This is a genomic window from Arthrobacter sp. D3-16 (assembly GCF_054408515.1).
Window position 1 is genome coordinate 689,241 of the sequence record NZ_CP096437.1, and the last position, 23,596, is coordinate 712,836.

Sequence of the window (23,596 nt, forward strand, 5' to 3'; positions counted from 1 at the left end):
TGAACGACAAGTGGCAGGCTCAGCCGGCCACGGCGGGAAGCGCGGCCAGGCGGACGGGGCGGCCGGCGTCGTCGAACCTCGCCCCGGCACCCAACTGGATAAAGCGCACCGTCCTGGCCACCCTGGCTTCCAGCTCCGCGGGCTCGTCACTGCCCCTGGCCGCGCTGGAGGAGAGCGTGCCGAGGATCAACTGTGCCTGCTGGCCGATGTCCGCCGCCGGCAGGTAGCCCTGCTCCATCCCGTCTCGCAGGATGCCCTGGAGGAGGACACTCAGCTCGCCCACGTGATCGGCGAGTTTGGCGAAGGACGACGGCGACAGGACCGCTCCCATTGCCGGGCCGGGCGGCAGGTGGCGCCGGCTGAGGTCCACCACCTGGGCGCGCACGTAAAGTGCGAGCCGTTCCACCGGGTTGTCCAGGCGGCCGAGTGCTTCGCGGAGCTCGGAGAGGAACTTCTCGGTCTCCTCTAGTGCGTAGGAGATGAGGAGCTCTTCGATGTCCGCGTAGTAGTTGTAGACGGCTGTGCGGCCCACCCCTGCGTGCCGGGCTACGTCCGTCATGGTCAGCCCGGGAAGGCCGTGGGAAAAAAGGAGCTCGCCAAAGGCAGTGAGGATGCGGCGTTGCGTTTCCGCGCGCTGCTCGGCGTTGCTGGCCGCTGAAATCCTAGGCATGTAGACACTTTACCGCGAAGTGTCACCAAACCTGGGGAGGGGGGTTAAACAGAGCAGCCGCCCGGGCCGCAGGCGTCACCGTCGTTTAAGTTCACCAGCACCAGCGGATTGGCATCCTGCCAGGCCTGCGCAAGCGCCGCAGTGAAGGTTTCTGTGGGTTGGGCGCCCGAAAGTCCGAATTTGCGGTCAATGACGAAGAAGGGCACTCCGCTGATGCCCAGGGCGCGGCCTTCCTCGAAATCGAAGCGGACGTCCTCGGCGTACTTGTCCGTGGTGAACAGTTCCTCCGCCTCGTCCCGGTCAATGCCGAGATCCAGGGCCAAGGATGTCAGGTAATCCCGGCTGCCGATGTCCTTGCCGTGTTCGAAGTGGTCACTGAGGAGGCGCTCCTTGGCTTCGTCCTGCTTGCCGTGGGCGGCGGCAAGGTGGATCAGGCGGTGTGCGGTGAAGCTGTTCGCCACAATTACCGAATCGAACCGGTAGTGGAGGCCCTCGCCCTTGGCCTGCTGGGTGATGTGGTCAAACATCTGCGTAACCTGCTGCGGGGGCATGCCTTTGCGGCTGCTGAGGTAGTCCAGTTCGGTCCCGTCGTAGTGCTCCGGGAGGGTGGGATCCAGCTGGTAGCTGCGCCAGACCACCTCGACCGCATCTTTGTGCGGGAAGGTGGCAAGGGCCGCTTCAAAGCGGCGTTTTCCGATGTAGCACCAGGGGCAGGCAACATCTGACCAGATCTCAATCTTCATATTGTCGCCAACAGCGGGCCCAGGGCTGCCATTCCGGAAACCATTGTTAGATACCGCACACAGGGTCTTGTCCCCAGGGTGATCCTGGGCAATAGTCAGAATGTGGGTTTCACGGACGCCCCGGAGTGTCCGTTGTGTCCACGACGCCGCGGGGCCGGCCAGGTCCCGCGGATGGAACTGCCCGAGCCAGCTGGGGAGCGCGGCCTGTCGTTTCCCTGGAGGCCAGGAATGCGGATTGGACTGGTAGCTGGACCGTGGATTCCGGTTCCGCCCGTGACATATGGCGGCACCGAAAGGGTGGTGGACACCCTGGCACGGGGATTCGCAGCCGCGGGTCACGAGGTACTTTTGGCGGCGCCCACGGACAGTACGTGTCCCGTGCCAAGGGTTCCGGCCATGCGGCACTCGGTTCCGGAAGAGCTGAACATGTCGCTCTCCGAACTGAGCCATGTGGCACGGGCGTACGAGGGCCTGGCAAGTACTGACATCATCCATGACCACACCCTGGCCGGCCCCTTGTACCTCCATCGGCCGGGGCGGGTACCCCTGGTGACAACCATCCACTGCCGGCTGGATGCTGCAGCAGCCGACATTTACAAAGCCGTGGCCCGGAAGGCGGCGGTTATCGCCATCTCACGCAACCAGGGTTCACACGCACCGGACGTGCCGGTCACCCGGGTGATCCACCACGGGATGGACGTCTCTTCGGTCCCGGTGGGATCGGGCAGCGGAGGATACCTGTGCTTCGTGGGGAGGGCCTGCCCGGACAAGGGATTGCTGGAGGCCGTTCTGATCGCCCACCAGGCCGGCATGCCGTTGCGGATAGCTGCCAAGATGCGCCAACCGGACGAGGTCCGCTTTTTCCGGGAGGTGGTTCAGCCGATGCTGGGACCTGATGACGAGGTCGTGGAGGAAGTGGACGACGCGAGCAAGTACCGGCTGATGGGCGAAGCGGTGGCATTCCTCAACCCGATTCAATGGCCGGAGCCCTTTGGACTGGTCATGATCGAGGCCCTGGCCACCGGAACCCCCGTTATCGGTACCCCCGCCGGTTCCGCCCCTGAGATCGTGGAGCACGGACGGACCGGATACCTGGGGGAGATTGAGGGACTTGCCGACTTTGTCGGGCTGGCAGGGGGCCTAAGCCGCACGGCGTGCCGCAGGGCTGTTGAGGAACGGTTCTGCGAGGAACGGATGGTGAACGAGCACCTGCAGCTTTACACCGAACTGCTGGAAGGCAGAAAGCCGGAAGGGGTTCCGGATACCGGTGGCGTGCACCAGAATCTTAACGGGAAGGCGGTCTTCCGAGCCCCGGCATGATTGCCGCCCAGTAAAGGAGCCCTCCTGTGACCGCATGGAACGCCGATACAGAGGCAGCCGCATCCGAATCCGGTTCGGTCACGGTGGTGGAAGGGTCCTCATTCTGCATCTCGTCCGGGGGCGGGGATATCAGTTCCGACGGCGGCACCAACGGCGCGTTTTTCCAGGACACCCGCATCGTTTCCCACTGGGTGCTTCGCATCAATGGTTCCCTGCGTGAGCCGCTGGTGGCCCAGCGGCCCAAGCCCTTCGAGGCCACGTTTGTGGGCCGTGCCAAATGGCCGGACGGCCGGTTCGACAGTCCGCTTGTGGTCCGGCAGGTCCGGCATATCGGCCCGGGCCTGCGGGATGACATAACGCTTGAAAACTACTCCGGGGAGCCGGTGGACTGTGACATCGAACTTCTGGTGGACGCCGACCAGGCGGACCTGTTCGACGTCAAGGGCGGGCGCACCACCCCGAGGGCAGAAACAGTCCGGACCGTCCGCGGCGCCGAACTCATCATCGAAAGCTCCCGGGACGGGCAGCAGCGCGGAACGGCCTTCCGTGCCCGCGGCGCAGCGCTCAGTTCGGACGGGCTCCGCTTCCGGGCCACCGTCCCGCCCCGTGGAAAGTGGGCAACCAGCGTCATCGTGGTGCCACTGATCAACGGGAAGGCACCCGCGGAGCCCTTCACTGAAGAGGGGCTCCCGCACCACAGGGAGGGGGTCCGCCGGCACCGCCACTGGGAGCAGAACGTCCCCAGGATCAGCGTTATGGACAGCAGCCTGCAGGCCACCCTGAACCGGAGCCAAAGCGACTTGGGCTCGCTGCGGATTTTTGATCCGCACCATCCGGAACGGGCAGCCGTGGCGGCCGGTGCGCCGTGGTTCATGGCGCTCTTCGGACGGGACTCCATCCTGTCCTCCTACATGAGCCTGATGGTTGACCCCAACCTGGCGGCCGGTACCCTGCAGACCCTGGCCGGCCTGCAAGGGAACAAGGTGGATCCGGACTCCGAGGAAGAACCCGGCCGCATCCCGCACGAGGTGCGCTTCGGGATTACGGCCGGCCTGTCGTTGGGCGGCACCGCCTACTACGGGACGGCTGACGCCACCCCGCTCTTCGCGGCGCTTTTGGGCGAACTGAGCCGGTGGGGGCTGTCGGAGGACATCATCGAATCGTTGGTGCCGCACGCGGACCGCGCCCTGGAGTGGATCGAGCATTACGGCGACCGCGACGGTGATGGCTTCGTGGAGTATCTGCGGCCCAATGAGCACGGGCTCATCAACCAAGGGTGGAAGGACTCCTGGGACGGCATTAACTTCGCCGACGGAACCATCGCGGAAGCGCCCATAGCCCTCTGCGAAGTCCAGGCTTACGTCTACTCTGCCTACATCGGCCGATCGCTGCTGGCCCGCTGGAGCGGCGATGCAGAGTTGGAAGAGCATTGGGCGGAACGTGGCGCGGCGCTGAAGGCCGCTTTCAACGACAAGTTCTGGCTGCCGGAGAAAGGCTACTTCGCGGTGGCCCTGGACAAGGACAAACGTCCCGTGGACGCCTGCACCTCCAATATGGGCCACTGCCTGTGGCTGGGCATCGTGGACGAAGATAAAGCGCAGTCCGTGGTGGAGCACCTGATGTCGCCCCAGATGTTCACTGGCTGGGGAATCCGCACCCTGGCCTCGGACATGGGGGCCTACAACCCGGTCAGCTACCACAACGGTTCGGTGTGGCCGCACGACTCCGCCCTGGTGGCCACCGGCCTGATGCGCTACGGATTTGTGGAGGAGGCGCGGCGGGTAGCCACAGCCCTATTCGACGCCGCCGACCATTTTGACGGCCGGCTCCCCGAATTGTTCTGCGGCTTCGACCGTGGCGAGTTCCCCGGGCCCGTGCCGTACCCCACCGCCTGCTCGCCGCAGGCCTGGGCGGCGGCAGCACCCATCCAACTGATCCGTGCGCTGCTCCGCTTCGATCCCGTCCACACCCGCGGCGTGGTGCACCTGGCGCCCATCCTGCCCGAGGGCATGGGCGACTTCCAGGCCGAGAACGTTCTGATGAACTCCGCCCGGATCACCATCCGGGCGCACGCGACCCACGGCAGCGTGGACGGGCTCCCGCCCGGCCTCAAGCTGCTGGCGGAACCGCGGCCGCCCTTGGCCTACCCGCCGGGGAATCCAGCGAAGACCTAATGCCGCAGCGGGCAGTGCGGAGCCAGCCGCTTAGGGGACTGGACGTTCCAGCACGAAGTCGTGCTCCACGGTGCTGCCCAGCCGGAACGATTTGGTCCCTACCTTTCGGAACCCGGACTTTTCGTAGAAGCGGATGGCCCTGGCGTTCTGGCTGTTGACACCCAGCCAGACGCCCCGCCCACCAGCTTCCGCGGAAGCAACCAGGCTGGCGTGCATCAGCTCCGCTGCGGCACCGAGCCCGTGGTGTTCCGGGTGCACGTAGCACTTGCTGAGTTCCACCGACGGCAGGATCTTCAGCGCTGAAACCACGTCCCGGTCTTCTGCCGGCCGGTTCACCAGCAGGCTGTAGCCGCGCAGGTCGCCATCGGCGTCGATCACCAGGATAGTGACGTCAGGGTCGGCGAGGTATGCCTGGAAGTGCTGTTCGCTGAGCGTGTTGGCAAGGTGTTCCGCGATGTCCCGGGGAGACGACGACGGCGGGCACGCCAGCGGAAAGGTGACGGCCGCCAGCGCAGCCAGCGCCCCGGCGTCGTCCGTGGTTGCTTTTCGGATGGCGGAGGTCATGCAGGGATTGTACGTGCCTGCCTTTCGGGCTACTGCTTGAAGGCGGCGTCGAAGGAGGTGTTCGACGCCGGGAAGTCGAACTTCTTGAGCGCGGCGAGGGCTTCGGGGGCGCCGTGCAGGCGGTCCATGCCGGCGTCTTCCCACTCGACGGAGATGGGTCCTTCATAGCCGATGGCGGTCAGGGCGCGGAAGGATGCTTCCCAGGGGACGTCGCCGCGGCCGGCGGAGACGAAGTCCCAGCCCCGGCGGGGGTCGCCCCAGGCGAGGTGGGAGCCCATGACGGTGTTCCGGCCGGTCTGGCGGACCTTGGTGTCCTTGCAGTCCACGTGGTAGATCCGGTCCTTGAAGTCCCAGATGAAGGAGACGGGGTCGATGCCCTGCCACATCATGTGGGACGGGTCCCAGTTCAGCCCGAAGGCGGGGCGGTGCCCGATCGCTTCGAGGGTGCGGACGGTGGTCCAGTAGTCGTAGGCGATCTCGGAGGGGTGGACTTCGTGGGCGAAGCGGACGCCGCATTCGTCGAAGACGTCCAGGATGGGGTTCCAGCGGTCGGCGAAGTCCTGGTAGCCGGCGTCGATAACCTTTTCGGGAACGGGCGGGAACATGGCGACGTACTGCCAGATGGAGGAGCCGGTGAAGCCGACGACGGTGTCCACGCCGAGTGCCTTGGCGAGCCGGGCGGTGTGCTTCATTTCCTCGGCAGCGCGCTGGCGGACGCCTTCGGGGTCGCCGTCGCCCCAGACCTTGGCGCCGACGATGGCTTCGTGCCGGAAGTCGATGGGGTCGTCACACACGGCCTGGCCCTTGAGGTGGTTGGAGATGGCCCAAACCTTCAGGTTGTACTTCTCCAGCACGGCGAGCTTGGATTCGACGTAGCCCGGTTCGTCCCAGCGCCAAGCATCCAGGTGGTCGCCGGAAACGGCGATTTCCAGGCCGTCGTAACCCCAGCCGGACGCCAGGCGCGCGACTTCCTCGAAGGGGAGGTCGGCCCACTGGCCGGTGAACAGGGTGTAGGGGCGGGACATGTCAGGCTCCTTTGGTGGTGGTTGCGGCAGGCAGCTGGATGGTTGAACTCTTTGCGGCAGCGGACTCCTCTACGGCGTGCAGGATGCGCTGGACTTCCAGCCCGTCCTCGAATGACGGCGACGGTTCGGCACCGCCGTCGACGGCGAGCAGGAAGTCGCGGACCTCGTGGGTGAAGGTGTGCTCCCAGCCGATGATGTGGCCCTGCGGCCACCAGGCATCCAGGTAGGGGTGCTCGGGTTCGCTCACCAGGATCCGGCGGAAGCCCTGCTCGCGGGCCGGTGCCGTGGCGTCAAGGAACCGGAGTTCGTTGAGGTTCTCGAGGTCAAAGATGATCGCACCCTTGTCGCCGTACACCTCCAGCTGAAGGGAGTTCTTCCGGCCGGTGGCCACCCGGGAAGCCTCCACTGAGGCGACCACGCCGGAGGCGAGGGTCAGCGTTGCCCAGGCGGCGTCGTCGACCGTTACGTCTTCAAGCCCCGTGGCGCCGGGCCGGCGGCCCACGAACGTCTGCAGGCGGCCCGAGACCTCCGTAACGTGGTCATCGAGCAGGAAGAGGACCTGATCGATGGCATGGGAGGCAATGTCCCCCAGCGCCCCGGAGCCTGCGGTGTCCTTTGTCAGGCGCCAGGTCATGGGGGCGGACTCGTCGGCGAGCCAGTCCTGCAGGTAGGCCGCGCGGACCTGGCGGACGGTACCGATCCTGCCGTCCGCGATCAGTTCCTTCGCAAGGGCCAGGGCGGGGACGCGGCGGTAGTTGAATCCCACCATCGACTGGACACCCTTGGCCCTGGCTGACTGCGCGGCGGTGGTGATGGCCTCAGCCTCGGAGAGGGTGTTGGCCAACGGCTTCTCCAGCAGCACGTGCTTGCCGGCCTTGAGGGCGGCGATGGCGATCTCCGCGTGCATCCAGCCCGGCGCGCAGATATCGACGATGTGGATGTCGTCCCGGTCCAGCACGGAGCGCCAGTCGGTGGCCGTTTCGCTCCACCCGTACTTGGCGGCGGCTTCCGAGACGGCGGCGGCGTCCCTGCCCACGAGCAGCTTCTGCTCGAAGGCGGGGACGTCGAAGTAGCTTGCCACGTTCCGCCAGGCGTTGGAATGTGCCTTGCCCATAAAGGCGTAACCGATCATGGCTACGCCCAGCGTGCCCTTGGTACTTGATTCCGGGCTCATGCGGTGCCCCCAAGGGTCAACGTTTCCGGGGCCCAGTCTTCGGGAAGGGGAGCTGACGCCGGCGCAGAGCTTTCGACGTCAACGAAAGTTCCGGACTCCATGGACTCGGAGATGGAAACCATGGCATCCAGGACGTGGTACGCCAGGTTTCCCGTGGCGCGGTGGGGGACACCGGCACGGAGGGACCGCGCCATGTCCAGCACGCCCATCCCGCGGCCGTTGGCGGGGCCGGTGGCCGGGATGGTGGTCCACTCCTCGTCGCCCGCGCGCCAGAGCCTGACGTCGCCATCGAAGTAGTTTGGGTCCGGCAGGGACAGGGTGGCCTCGGTGCCGGTGATCTCCACGAAACCCATGCGGACGCGCGGTGACTCGAAGGAGAACACGCTGTGGGACGATGCGCCGTTTTCGAACTGGGTCATCGCCGACACGTGGGTGGGGACCTCCACCGTGAATTCTTCGCCGGCTTTCGGCCCGGAACCGATGACGCGGACTTCTTTGGCTTTGGAGCCGACGGCGGCCACCTTGCGGATGGAGCCGAAGGCCTGGACCAGTGTGGTGAGGTAGTAGGGACCCATGTCGAACAGGGGGCCGGCGCCGTGCTGGAAAAGGAATGCCGGGTTGGGGTGCCAGGATTCCGGGCCGGGCGTCTGGAACGTGGTCATCGCGGTCAGGGGCGTGCCGATATCACCGCGGCGGATCAGGCGCAGTGCGGTCTGCAGGCCGGCGCCGAGGAACGTGTCCGGGGCGCAGCCCAGGCGGATTCCTGCGGCGTCAGCGGTTTTGAGCAGGCCAAGGCCGGATTCACGGTCCAGCGAGAAGGGCTTCTCGGTCCAGACGTGCTTGCCGGCGTTTACTGCAGCTGTGGCTACTTCCACGTGGGCGGCAGGAATGGTCAGGTTGACGATGATTTCGACGTCGGGGTGGGTGAGGGCTTTTTCCACTCCGCCCCACTCCGGGATGCCGTATTCCCCGGCCCGGGCTTCGGCCGCTTCCTCGAACAGGTCGGCGATGACGTGCACCTTGAGGTCCGGGAAAACGGTGAGGTTGTCCAGGTACTGCTTGCTGATGTTCCCGGCGCCAATCACGGCAACGCCCACGGGGCCCCTGCGTGGCGACGTTGCGGAGAAGGAGGTACTCATGCCTTGATCCCTTCGCCGGAGGCGGTCAGGAATGACAGGCTCTCGTTGATGCCTTCAAAAATGTCGCCTTCGTAGTCATCAAACTCCACCACTCCCACCTCCAGCGACTTGGCGGCTGCGATGACGTCCAGGATCTGAACCTGGCCCTGTCCGGCCGGCAGTTGGGCCCTGGGGTCTGTGGTGAGGGGTCCGTCCTTGATGTGGATGAACTTCACCCGGTCGCCGAGCTTGGTAAGGATCTCCACGGGGTCCTGGCCGCCGACGGCCACCCAGTACGTGTCCACCTCCAGAACCAGTTCGGGGTCCAGCAGGTCCGCGAAGTACTCCAGTGCGGTCCTGCCCTCGATGATGGACTCCAGCTCCCACTGGTGGTTGTGGTAACCCACACGGACGCCGTACTCCGCACCCTTCCTGGCAGCTTCATTCAGCTGGGCGGCCGTAGCCTGGACATCCTCCGCGGACTGCCAGCGGTCCGCGGGAATGAAGGGGTCGATCACGGTGGTGATACCCAATGCCTTGGCTGCAGCGAAGATCTCGTCCTGGTCCTGGCTCAACAGCGGAGCATGGCCGGAAGGCGCGGTGAGGCCGTTCTCCCGAAGTGCCTCACCGAGCTCGCGGGCGGTGGCTACGAAGTTGTACGGCTCCACCTGGGCGAAACCGATCTCGGCGACTTTCCGGATGGTGCCGGGAAGATCCTCCTGGATCGCGTTCCGCACCGTATAGAGCTGGAGGGAGTAGGACATGGGTCTCCTGAGTTTTTACTCGGTTCCAGGCTGCAGGCAGTGGTCCCGGCCACAGCATATTGGTCTACTGCAAAGCTAGGTCTACTTTTGCTGCGCGTCAAGCAAAAGTTGAAAGGGTGACATGCAGAAGTAGCCGTGCTATCTATGTCCTATGACCAAGACAGCCGGCAGCAGCACCGCAGCGTCTGAGCCTGCCGCGGCCCAGGGCGGGGCCGGCGACCTGTTCCAGCTCCTGCGGGACGGTAAGGCGCGGACGCGGGCTGAATTGGCCTTGACCACCGGTCTGGCGCGGTCAACGGTGGCAGCACGCATTGATTCACTCATCGCGTCAGGACTGGTGGGCCCCGCCGGAGAGGCGAACTCGAGCGGCGGAAGGCCGCCGTCGCGCTTTGCTTTCAATCCCGCGGTGCGCGTGGTGCTGGCGGTGGATGTAGGGGCCACCCATGTGATCGTGGCTGTCACGGACCTCAATGGCAACATCCTTGCTGAACAGCGCCTGGTGCAGGATGTTGCCGCCGGTCCGGAGGCTGTCCTGGGCCGGGTGGTCAAGGAAGGGGTGTCGCTGCTCGCCACGGCCGGACGGGACGCGGCTGACCTGGCAGGTGTCGGGGTCGGCCTGCCGGGCCCTGTGGAGCATTCCACCGGGCAGCCCGTCAAGCCGCCCATCATGCCGGGCTGGGACGGGTTCGACGTCGTCTCTTATGTACAGCGCTCCCTGCCGGTCCCGGTGCTGGTGGACAACGACGTGAACATCATGGCGCTGGGCGAGCGGACCGCCCACTGGCCCGAAGACGACAATTTCCTTTTCATCAAGGTTGCCACCGGAATCGGCTCCGGGATCATCAGCAGCGGGACGCTGCAGCGCGGTGCGAACGGTACCGCCGGCGACCTGGGCCACGTGCGCGTGCCGCGCGGCGACGACGTGCTGTGCCGCTGCGGCAACTACGGCTGCCTCGAGGCTTTGGCATCCGGTCCGGCATTGGCGGCGGAACTGAACCGGCAGGGCGTGCAGGCCGCGAAGGGCAATGACGTACTGCGCCTTGTGGCCCAGGGAAACCTGCAGGCCATCCAGCTGTTGCGCCAGGCCGGCAGGGACGTGGGCGACGTCCTGGCCACCGTGGTCAACCTGCTCAACCCGTCCGTCGTGGTGATCGGTGGAAGCCTGGGCCAGGCCGGGGAACACCTGATGGCGGGAGTACGTGAGGTGGTCTACCGGCGCTCCCTGCCGCTGGCCACAGCACAGCTCCGGATTGCCCTGTCCCTGGCCGGCGACCGGGCTGCCGTCCTGGGCGCAAGCCAGATGGTGACCCAGCATGTATTGTCCCCGGCAGCAATCGAGGCCACGCTTCAGGCAGCCGGGTAGCCAGCGGCAAACCTTTCAGCCTTGCCGGGGAGACAGACTGAAAACGGCTCAGGCGGAAATCACGCGCACGGGTGAGCCGGCGAGCCAGGCCCTCACATCCTCCAGCGCTCCGCCGTAGAACTGCCGGTAGCTCTCCCGCGTAACGTAGCCCAGGTGCGGGGACAGCACCGTGTTGGGGGCATTGAGGAGCGGGTGGCCCGCCGGCAGGGGTTCGTGGTCGAAGACATCCAGCGCGGCACCGGCGATCCAGCCTTCGGACAGGGCACGCACCAAGGCGTCCTGGTCAACCAAGGGACCTCTTGCGGTGTTCACCAGGACGCCGTCGGGCCCCAGGAGGCGCAGCTCCGGTTCACCCACGATTCCCTCGGAACGGGGAGACAGGCGCAGGTGGAGCGTGGCGACGTCGGAATTTTGGAAAAGGTCCTCCTTGGATACTTTCCGCACCCCGGCCTCCGCTGCGTCCCCGTCTGTCAGGTTCTGGCTCCACGCGAGGACGTCCATGCCGAAAGCCTGGCCGTACGCGGCAATCCTGCGGCCTATTTTGCCCAGGCCCACCACGCCCAAGGTCTTGCCCGCGAGTTCGAACCCCACCGTGTTCTGCCAGCCGCCGGAGCGGAGCGAAGCGTCCTCGGCGGGGATGTTGCGTGCGATGGCCAGGAGCAGTGCCCACGTCATTTCCGGGGCGGCGGTGGGCGATCCGGGAGTACCGCAGACGGTCATTCCAAGCTCGGCTGCCGCCTCCACGTCAATGGACGCGTTCGCCATGCCGGTGGTCACCAGGAGCTGGAGGGCGGGGAGCTTTTCGAGCACCTCCCGCGGAAAAGCCGTCCGCTCCCGCATCGCAATGATGATGGTGACACCTGCCAGCGCCGACACCAGCGCGTCCTGCGACGCGAACGGTTCCCGGTAGGAGGTGACTGTCACGCCGTCGGCCTCGAGGGAGGACCAGTCCGCGAAGCCGTGCGCCACGTCCTGGTAGTCGTCAAGGATGGCAAGCCGGTGCTGCATGGTGTGTCCTTCGTCCCGGAGTCTAGGGCAGTGATGTTCATCGTAAGGCAGGACCGGCACGCCGCCACCGGGAACTGCCGGGTTCGTGCCGTGATAGCAATGGGGGTAATGAAACGAGATCCAACCCCCCAGCCCTGCTGGTGAGCGCCCGCTTCCTCGCCAGGATCCCGAACACCTGGATCCTGCTCGCCTGTATAGGGCTGCTGGCGCTGAACCTTCGCGGCCCCTTTGTGGCCGTGGCCCCGGTGGTGGATGTTATGCAGGCCGACCTAGGCTTTTCCCCGGTGGTGCTGGGGCTGCTGACCAGCATCCCGGTCCTGTGCTTTGCGCTCGCAGCACCCCTGGCGTCGTTGGCGGCCCGCGGGTTTGGTGCCGAGTTCGCTGTCACCCTCACCATCCTGGGCGTGCTGGCCGGAGTGATCGTCCGCTCGGCCGGTGGCCCGGCGCTGGTGCTGGCCGGGACAGTGGTGATTGGCCTTGCCATCACCATCGGCAATATCGCCGCGCCCCTCATCATCCGCCGCGACTTTCCGCCCCTGCGGCAGGGAACGGCCATGGGCGTTTACACGGCCGCGCTGAACGTTGGGTCCTTCCTCACCTCGATGGTCACGGCGCCGCTGGCCGAACTGGCGGGGTGGCAACTGGCGCTCGCATCGGTCGGGATCTTCGCCGTAGGGGCCATGGTGTGCTGGGCGCTCGCCGTCGGGCTCCGCAAAGCCTTCGTGCCCTCCGCGGTTGTTGCTCCGGATGGTCCCAGAGACGGAACGGGTGCCGGATCGGCATGGACCACGGCGGGGCTGACGGCCGCGTTTGCAGGCCAGGCCTTCTCCTACTACGCCGTCACGGCGTGGCTTCCCAGCTACCTCAACGACGAACTTGGCATGTCCTCTGCTGCGGCGGGAGCGGGATCCTCGCTGTTCCAGGTGTTTGCCATAGTGGGTGGCCTCGGCGTGCCGTTCGCCGCCAAATACTTCAGTACGACGACGGTGGCCGTCACCTTGGGCCTTTTATGGACGGCCGTGCCCGCCGGTCTCCTGCTGGCCCCGGAGCTTTGGTGGCTGTGGTCCGTTTTGGGCGGCGTTGCCCAGGGCGGCGGGATCACGCTGATCTTCATCGCGATCATCAAGCTGGCCCGCGACCAGGTGGCCGCCGGCCGCATGTCCGCCACCGTCCAGGGGCTGGGTTACTGCTTCGGCGCCATCGCTCCGCCACTGGTGGGATACGTGCACGACGTCGCCGGATCCTGGACACCGGCCCTGCTTCTCATCCTGGCGTCGGTGCTGACGTTCTTCCTTGCTGCCACCCTCTCCGTGCGGCGGGTGCCCAAGGGGCGGTAAACGTAGCGGCAGCCCGCCGTCGTCACGCGATGTATTCCGTCGCCGGGCCGGCCCTCCGGATTTCGGAGGTGCCTGTTGCGAAGGGCGTGCCGGCCCGGCGGACGGAAGTCTGGTTATGCTGCAGCGAGTTCCTCGACGGTTGCCTTTTCGCGGGCTTCCGTCAGGTAGCGCGCGTAGGCGGGGCGGGTGAGGAAGGACGGGAAGTCCCGGGCGAGGGTGACTTCCTCGAAGATGTCGCGGGCGTCTTCGAAGCGGTCGCCGTCGAAGCGTTCCAGCCGGGCGAATTCCTCGTCAAGGAGTTCCTCGACCCAGTGGTGGGTGATGATTTCGCCGTGGTCGGTGATGGCCCGGGCGTAGATCCACTGCCATAGCTGGGAGCGGGAGATTTCGGCGGTGGCGGCGTCTTCCATGAGGTTGTGGATGGCTACCGCGCCGTTGCCGCGGAGCCAGGACTCGATGTAGCGGATCCCCACTTCGATGTTGTTCCGGATGCCCTGTTCAGTGATGGTGCCGGTGGTGGCGGCCACATTGATCAGGGCGCGGTCATCAGGGGTGACGTCCTGGCGGAGCCGGTCCAGCTGGTTGGGCTTCTCGCCCAGGATGCTGTCGAACACCTCACGGCAGACTGGCACAAGGTCGGGGTGGGCCACCCAGGAGCCGTCGAAGCCGTCGTTGGCTTCGCGGGTTTTGTCGGCGCGGACTTTTTCGAAGGCGTTGGTGTTGGCTTCGGGGTCTTTGCGGTTGGGGACGGCGGCTGCCATGCCGCCGATGGCCATGGCGCCGCGTTTGTGGCAGGCGCGGACCAGTTGTTCGGTGTAGGCGCGCATGAACGGTTGGGTCATGGTCACCTGGGCCCGGTCGGGCAGGACGAAGCGGGGGCCGCGGGTGCGGAAGTTCTTGATGAGGGAAAAGATGTAGTCCCAGCGGCCGGCGTTGAGGCCGGCGGCGTGGTCGCGCAGTTCGTAGAGGATTTCCTCCATTTCGAAGGCTGCGGTGATGGTTTCGATCAGCACGGTGGCCCGGATGGTGCCCTGGGGGATGCCGAGCAGGTCCTGGGCGAGGATGAAGATGTCATTCCAGAGCCGGGCTTCGAGGTGGTTTTCGATCTTGGGCAGGTAGAAGTACGGCCCCTTGCCCTGGGCAAGGAGGCGGCGGGCGTTGTGGAAGAAAAACAGGCCGAAGTCCACGATCCCACCGGCCACCGGGGCGCCGTCGATGAGCATGTGCTTTTCGGGCAGATGCCAACCGCGGGGGCGGACCACGATAGTGGGCAGTTCGGCCGCGGGCCGGAGCTTGTATTCCTTGCCTTCCTCGGTGGTGAAGTCGATCCGGCGTTCCAGGGCGTCGGTCAGGTTCAGCTGGCCCTTGATCACGTTCCGCCAGGTGGGGGTGGAGGAGTCCTCCATGTCCGCGAGCCACACCTTGGCGCCGGAGTTCAGGGCGTTGATGGTCATCTTTTTGTCCACCGGGCCGGTGATCTCCACGCGGCGGTCCTCCAAGCCGGGGGCCGGGGGAGCGACCCGCCATGAGGGATCGTTGCGGATGTCCTCGGTCTCCCGCAGGAACCTCGGGTCCTGCCCGCCGGCGATTTCTGCCCGCCGGGTCCGGCGGGCCTGCAAAAGTTCCTGGCGCCGCTCTGCGGTTGCCCGGTGCAGCTTCGCGATGAACTCCAGTGCATCCGGAGTAAGAACCTCGTTCTGCCGGCAAACCGGCTGGGCGGTCAAGGTGATGCCATTGATCGTGAAGCTGTCAGTAAAGCTGTTCATCTCAGTCTCCTTAAAGACGAAAAGGGAAGTTCGACGGCGGCCGGTGACGTACCTAAATAGGAGGTGAACTGGACATCCGGCAGCGTGCGTAAAGGGGGCCCCAAAGCCGCCTCGCCGAGCGCTAGCGAGGCATAGGCGGCTTTGGGGAATAGCACGCAGAGGATCGTCCGGTTCAGGCGACGGACACAAGCACCGCCGTCGAGCAGGGAAATTAGTGGAACTGGCCCTCTTCGGTCGATCCGACCAAGGCGAGGGTGGACGCGTTCGGGTTGAGCGCGGTGGAGATGGTGTCGAAGTAGCCGGTGCCGACTTCGCGCTGGTGCTTCGTTGCGGTGTAGCCGCGTGATTCGGAGGCGAATTCCTTCTCCTGGAGTTCGACGTAGGCGCTCATGCCTTCCCGGGCGTAGCCGTGGGCGAGGTCGAACATCGAGTAGTTCAGGGCGTGGAAACCGGCCAGGGTGATGAACTGGAAGGTGAAGCCCATGGCGCCGAGTTCGCGCTGGAACTTCGCGATGGTGGCGTCGTCCAGGTGTTTGCGCCAGTTGAAGGACGGGGAGCAGTTGTAGGAGAGCATCTGGTCCGGGAACTCGGCCTTGACGGCTTCGGCAAATTTGCGGGCCAGTTCCAGGTCCGGGGTGCCGGTTTCCATCCAGATCAGGTCCGAATACGGGGCGTAGGCCTTGGCGCGGGCGATGCAGGGTTCGATGCCGTTGCGGACCTTGTAGAAGCCCTCGGCGGTGCGCTCACCGGTGATGAATTCCTGGTCCCGCTCATCGACGTCGGAGGTGATCAGGGTGGCTGCCTCGGCGTCGGTCCGGGCGATGACCACCGACGGGGTTCCGGCGACGTCGGCGGCGAGCCGTGCGGCGTTGAGGGTCCGGACGTGCTGCTGGGTGGGGATCAGGACCTTGCCGCCGAGGTGCCCGCACTTCTTTTCCGAGGCGAGCTGGTCCTCCCAGTGAACACCGGAGGCGCCGGCCTGGATCATGGATTTCATGAGTTCGTACGCATTCAGCGGGCCGCCGAAGCCGGCTTCGGCGTCGGCGATGATCGGGACCAGCCAGTCCTCGACGGTCTGGACGCCTTCGGAGAATTCAATCTGGTCGGCGCGGAGCAGGGCGTTGTTGATGCGGCGCACCACCGTGGGTACGGAGTTGGCCGGGTAGAGGGACTGGTCCGGATAGGTGTGGCCGGAGTTGTTGGCGTCCGCTGCCACCTGCCAGCCGGAAAGGTAGATTGCGCGGAGCCCGGCCTTGACCTGCTGCACTGCCTGGTTGCCGGTCAGGGCGCCCAGCGCGTTGGTGTAGCCGCCGGTCTTGTGCTCTTCGGTGAGCTGCTTCCACAGCTTCTCGGCGCCGCGGCGGGCCAGGGTGTGTTCTTCGGAGACGCGGCCGCGGAGACGGACGACATCGGAGCCTGAGTAGTCCCGGGTCACACCTTCCCAGCGGGGGTTGGCGGCCCACTCGAGCTCGAGGGCGGCTGCCTGCTCGCTTGCTGCGGACTGCTGTTCGGGCGTCTGCTGGGTGGGCTCAAATGCTGCAGTCATCATTGATCTCCTTGATTGAGCTCCGGATGGAGTAGGCGGGAACCGCGTCGTTGAGGTTCCCACCGGCTTTCCGGTGCGGTGTTTCTTTCCGTGATCACTACTTTTCAGCACTTCCAAGAGGGTTGGTAGACAAAAAGTGTGGAAAGAAATGCGGTTCTTCCCGTATTCTTCAGAAATGTCGCTTACAAGCTGGAACAGGGAAGCTGCCCTACCGCCGCCGCCAGGGGCGGCGGTAGACCTGGACGTCATTTCACTCGGCCGCCGTGTACGCCACCTGCGCAAACAGGCGGGGCTTACGCTCGAAGGACTGAGCGCCGCCGTCGGGACAGCGCCCAGCCAGCTGAGCCTGATTGAAAACGGAAAGCGGGAACCAAAACTCGGGCTCCTCCAGCACCTGGCGTCCGCACTCAACGTCAGCATCGATCAGCTGCTCGGAGCCGAACCGCCCAGCCGCCGGGCGGCCCTCGAAATCGAGCTTGAGCGTTATCAGCGCGGACCCCTCTACGAATCCCTGAATTTGCCGAAAATCCGCATCAGCTCGCGGCTTCCGCTGGATGTGCTCGAGGCCCAAGTGGGGCTGCTGCATGAGCTCGAGCGCAAGATGAACGAGCAGGTGGCCACCCCGGAAGAGGCCCGCCGCGCCAACGGTGAACTGCGGGCCATGATGAGGGAGCGGGGAAACTATTTTCCGGAGTACGAAGCCGAGGCGCAGAAGGTCCTCAAGGAAGTGGGTTACACCACCGGGCCGCTGAGCCAGCACGTGATTGCGGACATCGCCGAGCACCTCGGTTTCGCCCTGCACCATGTGGGCGACCTGCCCCATTCAACCCGCTCCGTCACGGATTTGAAGAACCGCAGGATTTACTTGACCCAGAGCCAGCGGCAGGACCACGATCCGCGCTCGGTGCTGCTGCAGGCCCTGGGCCACTACGTGCTGGGACACGAAACGCCCCGGAACTACGGTGATTTCCTCGCCCAGCGGGTGGCCACGAACTATTTCGCCGCAGCCTTGCTCCTCCCTGAGCAGGCAACCGTGGAATTTTTGCAAAAAGCCAAGGCGGCGAAGGAAATAGCGGTCGAGGATATCCGGGACGCGTTTGCCGTTTCCTATGAGACAGCGGCCCACCGCTTCACCAACCTGGCCACAAAGCATCTGGGCATCACCACGCATTTCCAGAAGACCCACCAGAGCGGGATCATCTACAAGGCCTATGAGAACGACGGCGTGACCTTCCCGCAGGACCATACTGGCGCCATCGAAGGGCAGCCGTCGTGTAAGGCGTGGACGTCCCGTGCCGTGTTCGACGTGCCGGACAAGTTCAGTGCCTACAGCCAGTACACGGATACGCCGTCCGGGACGTACTGGTGCACGGCCCGCACGGAACGTTCCGCCAGCGGGGAATTTTCGCTGAGCATTGGGGTGCCGTACCAGCACGTGAAGTGGTTCCGCGGCCGGGAAACGACAGCCCGGGCCACGTCCAACTGCCCGGATCCCACTTGCTGCAAGCGCCCGCCCGAATCCCTGACGTCGGAGTGGGCCGGGAACGCCTGGCCATCCGCCCGTGCCCACTCGCATCTGCTGGCCGCGATGCCGCCGGGGGCGTTCCCCGGCGTGGACGAAACCGAGGTCTACAGCTTCCTGCAGGCGCACTCGGGCAGCTGAAACGCTCTCTCTCTTGATGTGGGCTTTTCCCGAACGCTCTCCCACTTGATGTGGGCTTTTCCCGAACGCTCTCTCACTGCCTTCGGAAGGGATGTGATTCAACTCGTGATGGGTGAGAGAGCGTTGCCGAAATCGATGCAGGATGTGAGAGAGCGTCCTGGTGCGAGAGCCGCGGGAGGCTACCCGGCGGGTGCAGCCCGGTGAGACCCAAATGTGTGCAAAGCGTGACCCTGCCGGCATCGTCCCGCGCCGCCGTCGCTGTTTCACTGGGAGGAGGCGGATTTCCCGCCGTGGCATGCCGGGGAGGAACAGAGGTGTTTCGTTTGCAGCGGCTGATTGCGTTGGGTGCCTTGATGGGACTGGCAGGGTGTGCGACGCCTGCCACGCCGCCGCCGGAACTCCTTACGGCCGACGGCGTCGAGCGGGTCTCGGTGGACGGCGCGGACTACGCCGCTGAACTGCGCTCCTTCCGGGCTTCCGCGTTCGTCCTCGGCGAAGCGCTGCTGGCCGACGGCGGCGACGGCGCCAGCGGGAACGTTGTGTCCTCGCCCGGGAGCCTCCTGACTGCCCTCGCCATGCTCCGCGCGGGCGCCACCGGCGGGACCGCGGCCGAGATGGACAGCGTCCTGCAGTTCCCTGCCCAAAAGCGCGATGAAGCCATGAACTCGGTCCTCCGCTCCCTCGAAGAGTTCGCCGGCGACCCCGGCGCCGTGGATGAGGAAAACCCGCCGCGGAAACCGGTCATGCACTCGGCCAACGGGCTGTTCGTAGATAAGGGCGTGCCTACCGGGCAGTGCTTCCTGGACACGCTGGCCCGGCACTATGGAACGGGCGTGTATCCGGTGGATTTCAGGGATGAGGGTGCAACCAAGTCTGCCATCGATGCCTGGGTGAACAGGAACACCGGCGGCAGGATCAAGGAAGCCCCGGCGCAGTACGACCCCGACAACACCTTCAGCCTGCTGAACTCTTCGTACTTCGCCTCCGCCTGGAGCATACCGTTCGATCCGGACGCCACCTCTGACCTGCCCTTTACAACGGCTGCGGGCGAGGAAATCGACGTGCCGGCGATGCACAACGAACTCATGATGAAATACGCGGAAGGCGCCGGCTGGCAAGGCGTCGATCTTCCCTACGCCGACGGTTTCGTCATGCGGCTGGTCCTGTCCGCGGAGACGGCCGCTCCCCATGGCACAGCCGCTCCTGCGGACAGTCCCGCCCCTGCGGCCTTTGGAGCGGAAAAACTCAGGGAAATCGCGGACACCTTTGACACGGCCCGGCCCGCGTCAGTCCGGATCCAGCTGCCGCGCTGGGATCACAGGTCCAGTTTCGACCTCCGCAAGGTCTTCGAGGCGCTGGGACTGGAGAACTTGCTCGGCACCGTAGAGGACTTCAACAACATCCAGCCGCAGATGATGATCACCCAAGCCGCCCAGGCTGCCAACATCACGGTGGCCGAAAAGGGCACGATTGCCGCCGCGGTGACCCAGATCAACGGAATGGCCACCAGCGCGCCACCGGAACCCGAGCGGACCATTGAGTTCGACCGGCCGTTCCATTACCAGATTGTCCACGTTGATACTGGGCTTCCGCTGTTCATGGGAACTGTGGCCGACCCCCGGTGAATGAACGTCCCGGGACCGGCCCACCGTCGTCCCGCCCTCGGACGCTCCGTCAGCAAATCAGGAAAATACGGCACCCTCTCGCATCAACTGCAAGAGGGTGCTGGAAAAACGCGCATTGAGTGAGAGAGCGTCCGGGATGGGTAGCGGGTTAGCAGGCCCCGCCCTGCCACAGGGCATCAAACGGCGCGCCCGAAGCCACGCGGTTGCGGATGCCGGCGGTGACAAACGCTTTTGCTGAGCGGGCAGCCTCCAGGGGCGCCGCACCCTTGGCCAGCTCAGCCGTTACGGCAGCGGCGAGGGAGCACCCCGCGCCGGACACCGCAACGTCCCCGACCTTGGGCGCGCTCAGCACCTCGAGCGTTTCGCCGTCATAGAAAACGTCGACGGCGTCGGGGCCTGCCAGCCGCACCCCGCCCTTGGCCAGTACTGCTGCTCCGCTGATTTCGTGGATACGTACAGCGGCGGCCTTAAGGGATTCGACGTCGGTGATCTCCAGCCCGGAGAGGGACTCGGCTTCAAAGTGGTTCGGCGTCACGAAGGTGGCCAGCGGGAGGATCTGTGCTTTCAGGGCCTGGTCCGTGTCCAGTGCGTGCCCGGGCTCCTGGCCCTTGCAGATGAGTACGGGATCCAGGACCACGTTGCGGAACTGACCGGTCTCGAGGGCACCCGCCACGGTGCTGATGGTGGCCGGACTGCCCAGCATGCCGATCTTCACTGTTTCCAGGACTGACGGCGCGCCGGATTCCCGTCCGTAAGCCGCCGTCGTCGCCTCCAGTTGGTCGGCGATCACCTGCTGGTCAACGGGCACAAAGCGGTGGTTCCAGCTGTCGTTCGGGTTGAAGGACACGATGCAGGTGAGGTTGGCGATGCCAAAAACGCCGAGCTCCTGGAAGGTCTTCAGGTCGGCCTGGGCACCGGCACCGCCGGTGGCCTCAGAACCGGCGATCGTCAGGACGACGGCGGGAGCGGCAGCGGGGGACTGGACATCGGCGGAAACAGAAGTCATGGCACTATCCTGCCATCCGGCGTGGCCCGCCCGCTTTGTATGCCTGAACAGCAGGCGACGCCGCTGGTGGTCACGGCTACAAAGGAAAGGGCTGCGGGCTGGACGGCTTTGCCTCTGTGACGAAGCGGCCGGTCATGATGTCCCTTTGGCGATCTGCAGCAGCGCTCGGCCCAGCTCCGGCTGGCTGTAGACGAAACCGGAGTTCAGGAGCTTCTGCGGCTGGACCCAGCGGCTTTTCAGAACCAGTTCGGTCTCCGTTCGGATCAGTATGGCGCCAAGCTTCAGCAGCCAGGCCGGAGTGGGGATGCCGAATCTGACTCCATAGGCGCGTCGGACCATGCGCATGAGTTCGCGGTTGTCCACCACATCGGGCGACGCCACGTTCACGGGGCCGGCAATGTCCCGGCGGGCATGCACAAAGAGCACGGATCGGTACAGGTCCTCCACGTGGATCCAGCTGAATTTCTGTGTGCCCGGGCCCATCCGGCCTCCTAGGCCCAGCCGGGCCAGATTGGCGACGGGCCGCAGCGCTCCGCCGCGCGGGCCCAGAACAATGGCAATCCGCAGCGGGACCTTGCGTGTCCCCGGTGTCGGGGCTGCTTCCAGCTCCGCTTCCCACGCGCGGGCCACATGCACCGAAAATCCCGTGCCCGGTTCGCCGTCCTGTTCGGTCTGCGGTCCGTCCGTGGCATGGCGGTAGATCGTTCCGGTGCTGGCGTTGATCCAGGTCGACGGCGGCCGCCGGCAGAGTGCCACGGCCCGGCCAAGTGCCGCCGTGGTGGAAACGCGGGACTGCAGTATGGCTGCCTTGTTCCGGGCGTTGTAGCGGCAGGAGACCGAGCGCCCGGCGACATTCACCAGGAGCTCGGTTCCTTCCAGCACCCTGGCGATAGCGCCGTCGTCGTCTTCCCACGTGGCCGACGGCGAACTCCTGGCGCCCTTACGGCCAATGGTGCGTACGGTCCAGCCATCCTGCTCAAATCGAGCACGGAAGTATCTGCCTATGAAACCGGAAGCTCCGGCCAATACCACCGTTCTGGTGCTGCTCATGTTTCCCCCTGTGTTGTTTCGGTACCTAGCCGCGGATGCTGCGGCTCAAGCTGAGGACGTCGTCCAGGATCTTGCTGACCCCTGGAATCCGCGCCAGTGAGAGTGCCCTTGTGATCAGGGGAACGGCTCCGTCCACCAGCCGCCTTGTCCGCTGCTGCCCTTCGGATGTGTCGTAGACCCAGAAGAGGGTGACGCCCATGTAGCAAAGCCACAGCAGCTCCGGAAGATCGGCCCTGAGCTTTTTCGGTGCCGGAGGCTTCGCATCCTCCACCGCCCTGCGGAAGATGTTCAGGGAAGCTTCGCGCGCAGCAGTCGAGCCGGCGGCGAAGGGATTTACCGGGGAGGTGGGACGGATGGCCGTAGCCACGAAGTCGGCGCCAAACCGGTGATAGGGGGCCATAACGTCCAGGCCGGTGTGAAGCGTGGCCTTGAGCCGGCTCGTGAGGTCAGCAGCACCGTCAAGCGCTTCGGCAGCCTTGGCTGCATGCTCCGCCTGGACCTGGAGATACAGCTCATGGACCAGATCGTCCTTCGACGCGAAGTAGTAGTAGGCGTTGCCCACCGATATGCCGGCCTCCGCGGCGATGGCCCGCATGGTGGTCTTCGCGAAGCCGATCTCCCGGAACATCCTCAGCGCGACGTCCGCCACCAGCCGGCGGGTCTGCTCGCTCTTGGTCACCGCTGGGCTCCTCGGGTTTTTGAACGTGTTCAAGAAGTTACGCATAGTTTGAACGTGTTCAGATCGCTGGTGGGCCGGTACTGGGACGTGGATGGGACAATTGGGCGGACAGTGCTAATACAGCCGGCGGCCCCTCCAACTCGGGACGCTGAGCGAACCACTATGAACGGACTCCCCATGCCCTCAGCCTCAGGCCACAACGCCCTGCCCGAAACAACCCCGCCCGGCAGCGCAGCCCGGTTCGCCTCGATCGGTTCCCCCTACTTCGGGATCATGCTGGCGTCCATGGCAGTGGTGCTCATCCTGTCCAACATCGGTGGGTCCAAAGGCGTAGCCATCGGACCGATCATTACGGACGGCGGCTTCTTCCTCTTCCCGCTGGCGTACATCCTGGGCGATGTCATCAGCGAGGTCTACGGCTTCAAAGTGGCCCGCAAGGCCATCTTCACCACCTTTGCGCTGTCCGTCTTCGCGTCCCTCTGCTACTGGGTGATCATTGCCCTGCCCGGCTTCGACGACGAGTTCGGAACGTCCAAGCAGGCCGCGCTGGAAGGCGCCTTGGGCCCGGTGCCGCAGATTGTGCTGGCTTCGCTGCTCGCGTTCCTCGCAGGGCAGACCATCAACTCGTGGATCCTGGTCAGGATGAAGGCCCGCTCCGGTGAGAAGTCCCTGTGGGCGCGCCTTATGGGATCGTCTGGCGCCGGCGAATTCGTGGACACCCTCATCTTCTGCAGTATCGCAGCGTCAGTCATCGGCATCACCGACTTCGGAACCTTCGTGAACTACGTCGTAGTGGGCTTCGTCTACAAGACCCTGGTGGAGTTCATCTTCGTGCCCGTGACGTCGCTGGTCATCGGGTGGGTCAAGAAGCATGAGCCGAGCTACGGCGTTCCTGCCGCCCCGGCGAACGGTGCGTGTAGCGGACACCCGCCTTCGCCTGAACCATCAAGGGTTGCGCCTGCTTTCTATTCGGCCGGTTCGACGGTTCCCGGCCGGTTCGA

At 65.4% G+C, this 23,596-nt stretch carries 19 protein-coding genes and 1 pseudogene; 7 read left to right on the top strand and 13 right to left on the bottom strand.

Annotated features, from left to right (window positions below; genetic code table 11):
* Positions 1–19: 19 nt before the first annotated feature.
* Positions 20–670 carry a TetR/AcrR family transcriptional regulator gene (locus M1D32_RS03400; protein WP_458780945.1) on the bottom strand — a complete coding sequence of 217 codons (651 nt, stop codon included), beginning with the start codon at positions 668–670 and terminating at the stop codon, positions 20–22.
* 44 nt (positions 671–714) lie between these two features.
* Positions 715–1,413, bottom strand: coding sequence for a DsbA family oxidoreductase (locus M1D32_RS03405; RefSeq protein ID WP_458780946.1), 699 nt, complete (start codon positions 1,411–1,413; stop codon positions 715–717).
* A 228-nt stretch (positions 1,414–1,641) separates the two neighbouring features.
* Here M1D32_RS03405 and M1D32_RS03410 point away from each other — a divergent pair, with 228 nt between their 5' ends.
* A complete protein-coding gene (locus M1D32_RS03410; protein WP_458780947.1) occupies positions 1,642–2,733 on the top strand; it encodes a glycosyltransferase family 4 protein in 1,092 nt (363 codons plus the stop codon).
* Between the two features lie 26 nt (positions 2,734–2,759).
* A complete protein-coding gene (locus tag M1D32_RS03415; RefSeq protein WP_458780948.1) occupies positions 2,760–4,907 on the top strand; it encodes an amylo-alpha-1,6-glucosidase in 2,148 nt (715 codons plus the stop codon).
* A 30-nt stretch (positions 4,908–4,937) separates the two neighbouring features.
* On the opposite strand, the gene M1D32_RS03420 is transcribed toward M1D32_RS03415, so the two are convergent.
* The 5 genes from M1D32_RS03420 to M1D32_RS03440 are packed head-to-tail and all read right to left on the bottom strand — an operon-like array spanning position 4,938 to position 9,552.
* Positions 4,938–5,471: a GNAT family N-acetyltransferase gene (locus tag M1D32_RS03420; RefSeq protein ID WP_458780949.1), complete on the bottom strand. Its 534-nt coding sequence runs from the start codon at positions 5,469–5,471 to the stop codon at positions 4,938–4,940.
* Positions 5,472–5,500: 29 nt separating this feature from the next.
* Positions 5,501–6,496: a sugar phosphate isomerase/epimerase family protein gene (locus M1D32_RS03425; protein ID WP_458780950.1), complete on the bottom strand. Its 996-nt coding sequence runs from the start codon at positions 6,494–6,496 to the stop codon at positions 5,501–5,503.
* Between the two features lies 1 nt (position 6,497).
* Positions 6,498–7,670, bottom strand: coding sequence for a Gfo/Idh/MocA family protein (locus M1D32_RS03430; protein ID WP_458780951.1), 1,173 nt, complete (start codon positions 7,668–7,670; stop codon positions 6,498–6,500).
* Positions 7,667–8,809 carry a Gfo/Idh/MocA family protein gene (locus M1D32_RS03435; protein ID WP_458780952.1) on the bottom strand — a complete coding sequence of 381 codons (1,143 nt, stop codon included), beginning with the start codon at positions 8,807–8,809 and terminating at the stop codon, positions 7,667–7,669. Before M1D32_RS03435 ends, M1D32_RS03430 begins: the two co-directional genes overlap by 4 nt.
* The gene (locus tag M1D32_RS03440; RefSeq protein WP_458780953.1) at positions 8,806–9,552 is read right to left on the bottom strand and encodes a sugar phosphate isomerase/epimerase family protein; all 747 of its coding nucleotides are present in this window, start codon (positions 9,550–9,552) and stop codon (positions 8,806–8,808) included. The genes M1D32_RS03435 and M1D32_RS03440 overlap by 4 nt, the downstream gene beginning before the upstream one ends.
* A gap of 151 nt (positions 9,553–9,703) precedes the next feature.
* On the opposite strand from M1D32_RS03440, the gene M1D32_RS03445 reads away from it, so the two are divergent.
* A complete protein-coding gene (locus M1D32_RS03445) occupies positions 9,704–10,915 on the top strand; it encodes an ROK family transcriptional regulator (RefSeq protein WP_458780954.1) in 1,212 nt (403 codons plus the stop codon).
* A gap of 48 nt (positions 10,916–10,963) precedes the next feature.
* Here M1D32_RS03445 and M1D32_RS03450 read toward each other — a convergent pair whose 3' ends face one another.
* The gene (locus M1D32_RS03450; RefSeq protein WP_458780955.1) at positions 10,964–11,923 is read right to left on the bottom strand and encodes a D-2-hydroxyacid dehydrogenase family protein; all 960 of its coding nucleotides are present in this window, start codon (positions 11,921–11,923) and stop codon (positions 10,964–10,966) included.
* A 140-nt stretch (positions 11,924–12,063) separates the two neighbouring features.
* Between M1D32_RS03450 and M1D32_RS03455 the strand changes: the two genes are divergently transcribed.
* Entirely contained in the window at positions 12,064–13,260 is a 1,197-nt protein-coding gene (locus M1D32_RS03455) for an MFS transporter (RefSeq protein WP_458780956.1), read from the top strand.
* Between the two features lie 113 nt (positions 13,261–13,373).
* On the opposite strand, the gene aceB is transcribed toward M1D32_RS03455, so the two are convergent.
* Complete coding sequence (gene aceB / locus M1D32_RS03460) at positions 13,374–15,026, bottom strand: malate synthase A (RefSeq protein ID WP_458780957.1); 1,653 nt, start codon at positions 15,024–15,026, stop codon at positions 13,374–13,376.
* Positions 15,027–15,237: 211 nt separating this feature from the next.
* The gene (gene aceA / locus M1D32_RS03465; protein ID WP_458782091.1) at positions 15,238–16,572 is read right to left on the bottom strand and encodes an isocitrate lyase; all 1,335 of its coding nucleotides are present in this window, start codon (positions 16,570–16,572) and stop codon (positions 15,238–15,240) included.
* A 148-nt stretch (positions 16,573–16,720) separates the two neighbouring features.
* Between aceA and M1D32_RS03470 the strand changes: the two genes are divergently transcribed.
* Complete coding sequence (locus M1D32_RS03470; protein WP_458780958.1) at positions 16,721–18,235, top strand: helix-turn-helix domain-containing protein; 1,515 nt, start codon at positions 16,721–16,723, stop codon at positions 18,233–18,235.
* A gap of 353 nt (positions 18,236–18,588) precedes the next feature.
* Positions 18,589–19,860 (top strand): serpin family protein, encoded by a 1,272-nt coding sequence (locus M1D32_RS03475; protein WP_458782092.1) that lies wholly within the window; start codon positions 18,589–18,591, stop codon positions 19,858–19,860.
* Positions 19,861–20,008: 148 nt separating this feature from the next.
* Here M1D32_RS03475 and M1D32_RS03480 read toward each other — a convergent pair whose 3' ends face one another.
* The 3 genes from M1D32_RS03480 to M1D32_RS03490 form a co-directional block, all read right to left on the bottom strand.
* Complete coding sequence (locus M1D32_RS03480; protein WP_458780959.1) at positions 20,009–20,866, bottom strand: hydroxymethylpyrimidine/phosphomethylpyrimidine kinase; 858 nt, start codon at positions 20,864–20,866, stop codon at positions 20,009–20,011.
* A 132-nt stretch (positions 20,867–20,998) separates the two neighbouring features.
* A complete protein-coding gene (locus M1D32_RS03485) occupies positions 20,999–21,916 on the bottom strand; it encodes a TIGR01777 family oxidoreductase (RefSeq protein WP_458780960.1) in 918 nt (305 codons plus the stop codon).
* Positions 21,917–21,941: 25 nt separating this feature from the next.
* Positions 21,942–22,640 (bottom strand): TetR family transcriptional regulator, encoded by a 699-nt coding sequence (locus M1D32_RS03490; protein WP_458780961.1) that lies wholly within the window; start codon positions 22,638–22,640, stop codon positions 21,942–21,944.
* Between the two features lie 132 nt (positions 22,641–22,772).
* On the opposite strand from M1D32_RS03490, the pseudogene M1D32_RS03495 reads away from it, so the two are divergent.
* A pseudogene (locus tag M1D32_RS03495) lies at positions 22,773–23,486 on the top strand (queuosine precursor transporter); the annotation flags it as partial.
* Between the last annotated feature and the right edge of the window lie 110 nt (positions 23,487–23,596).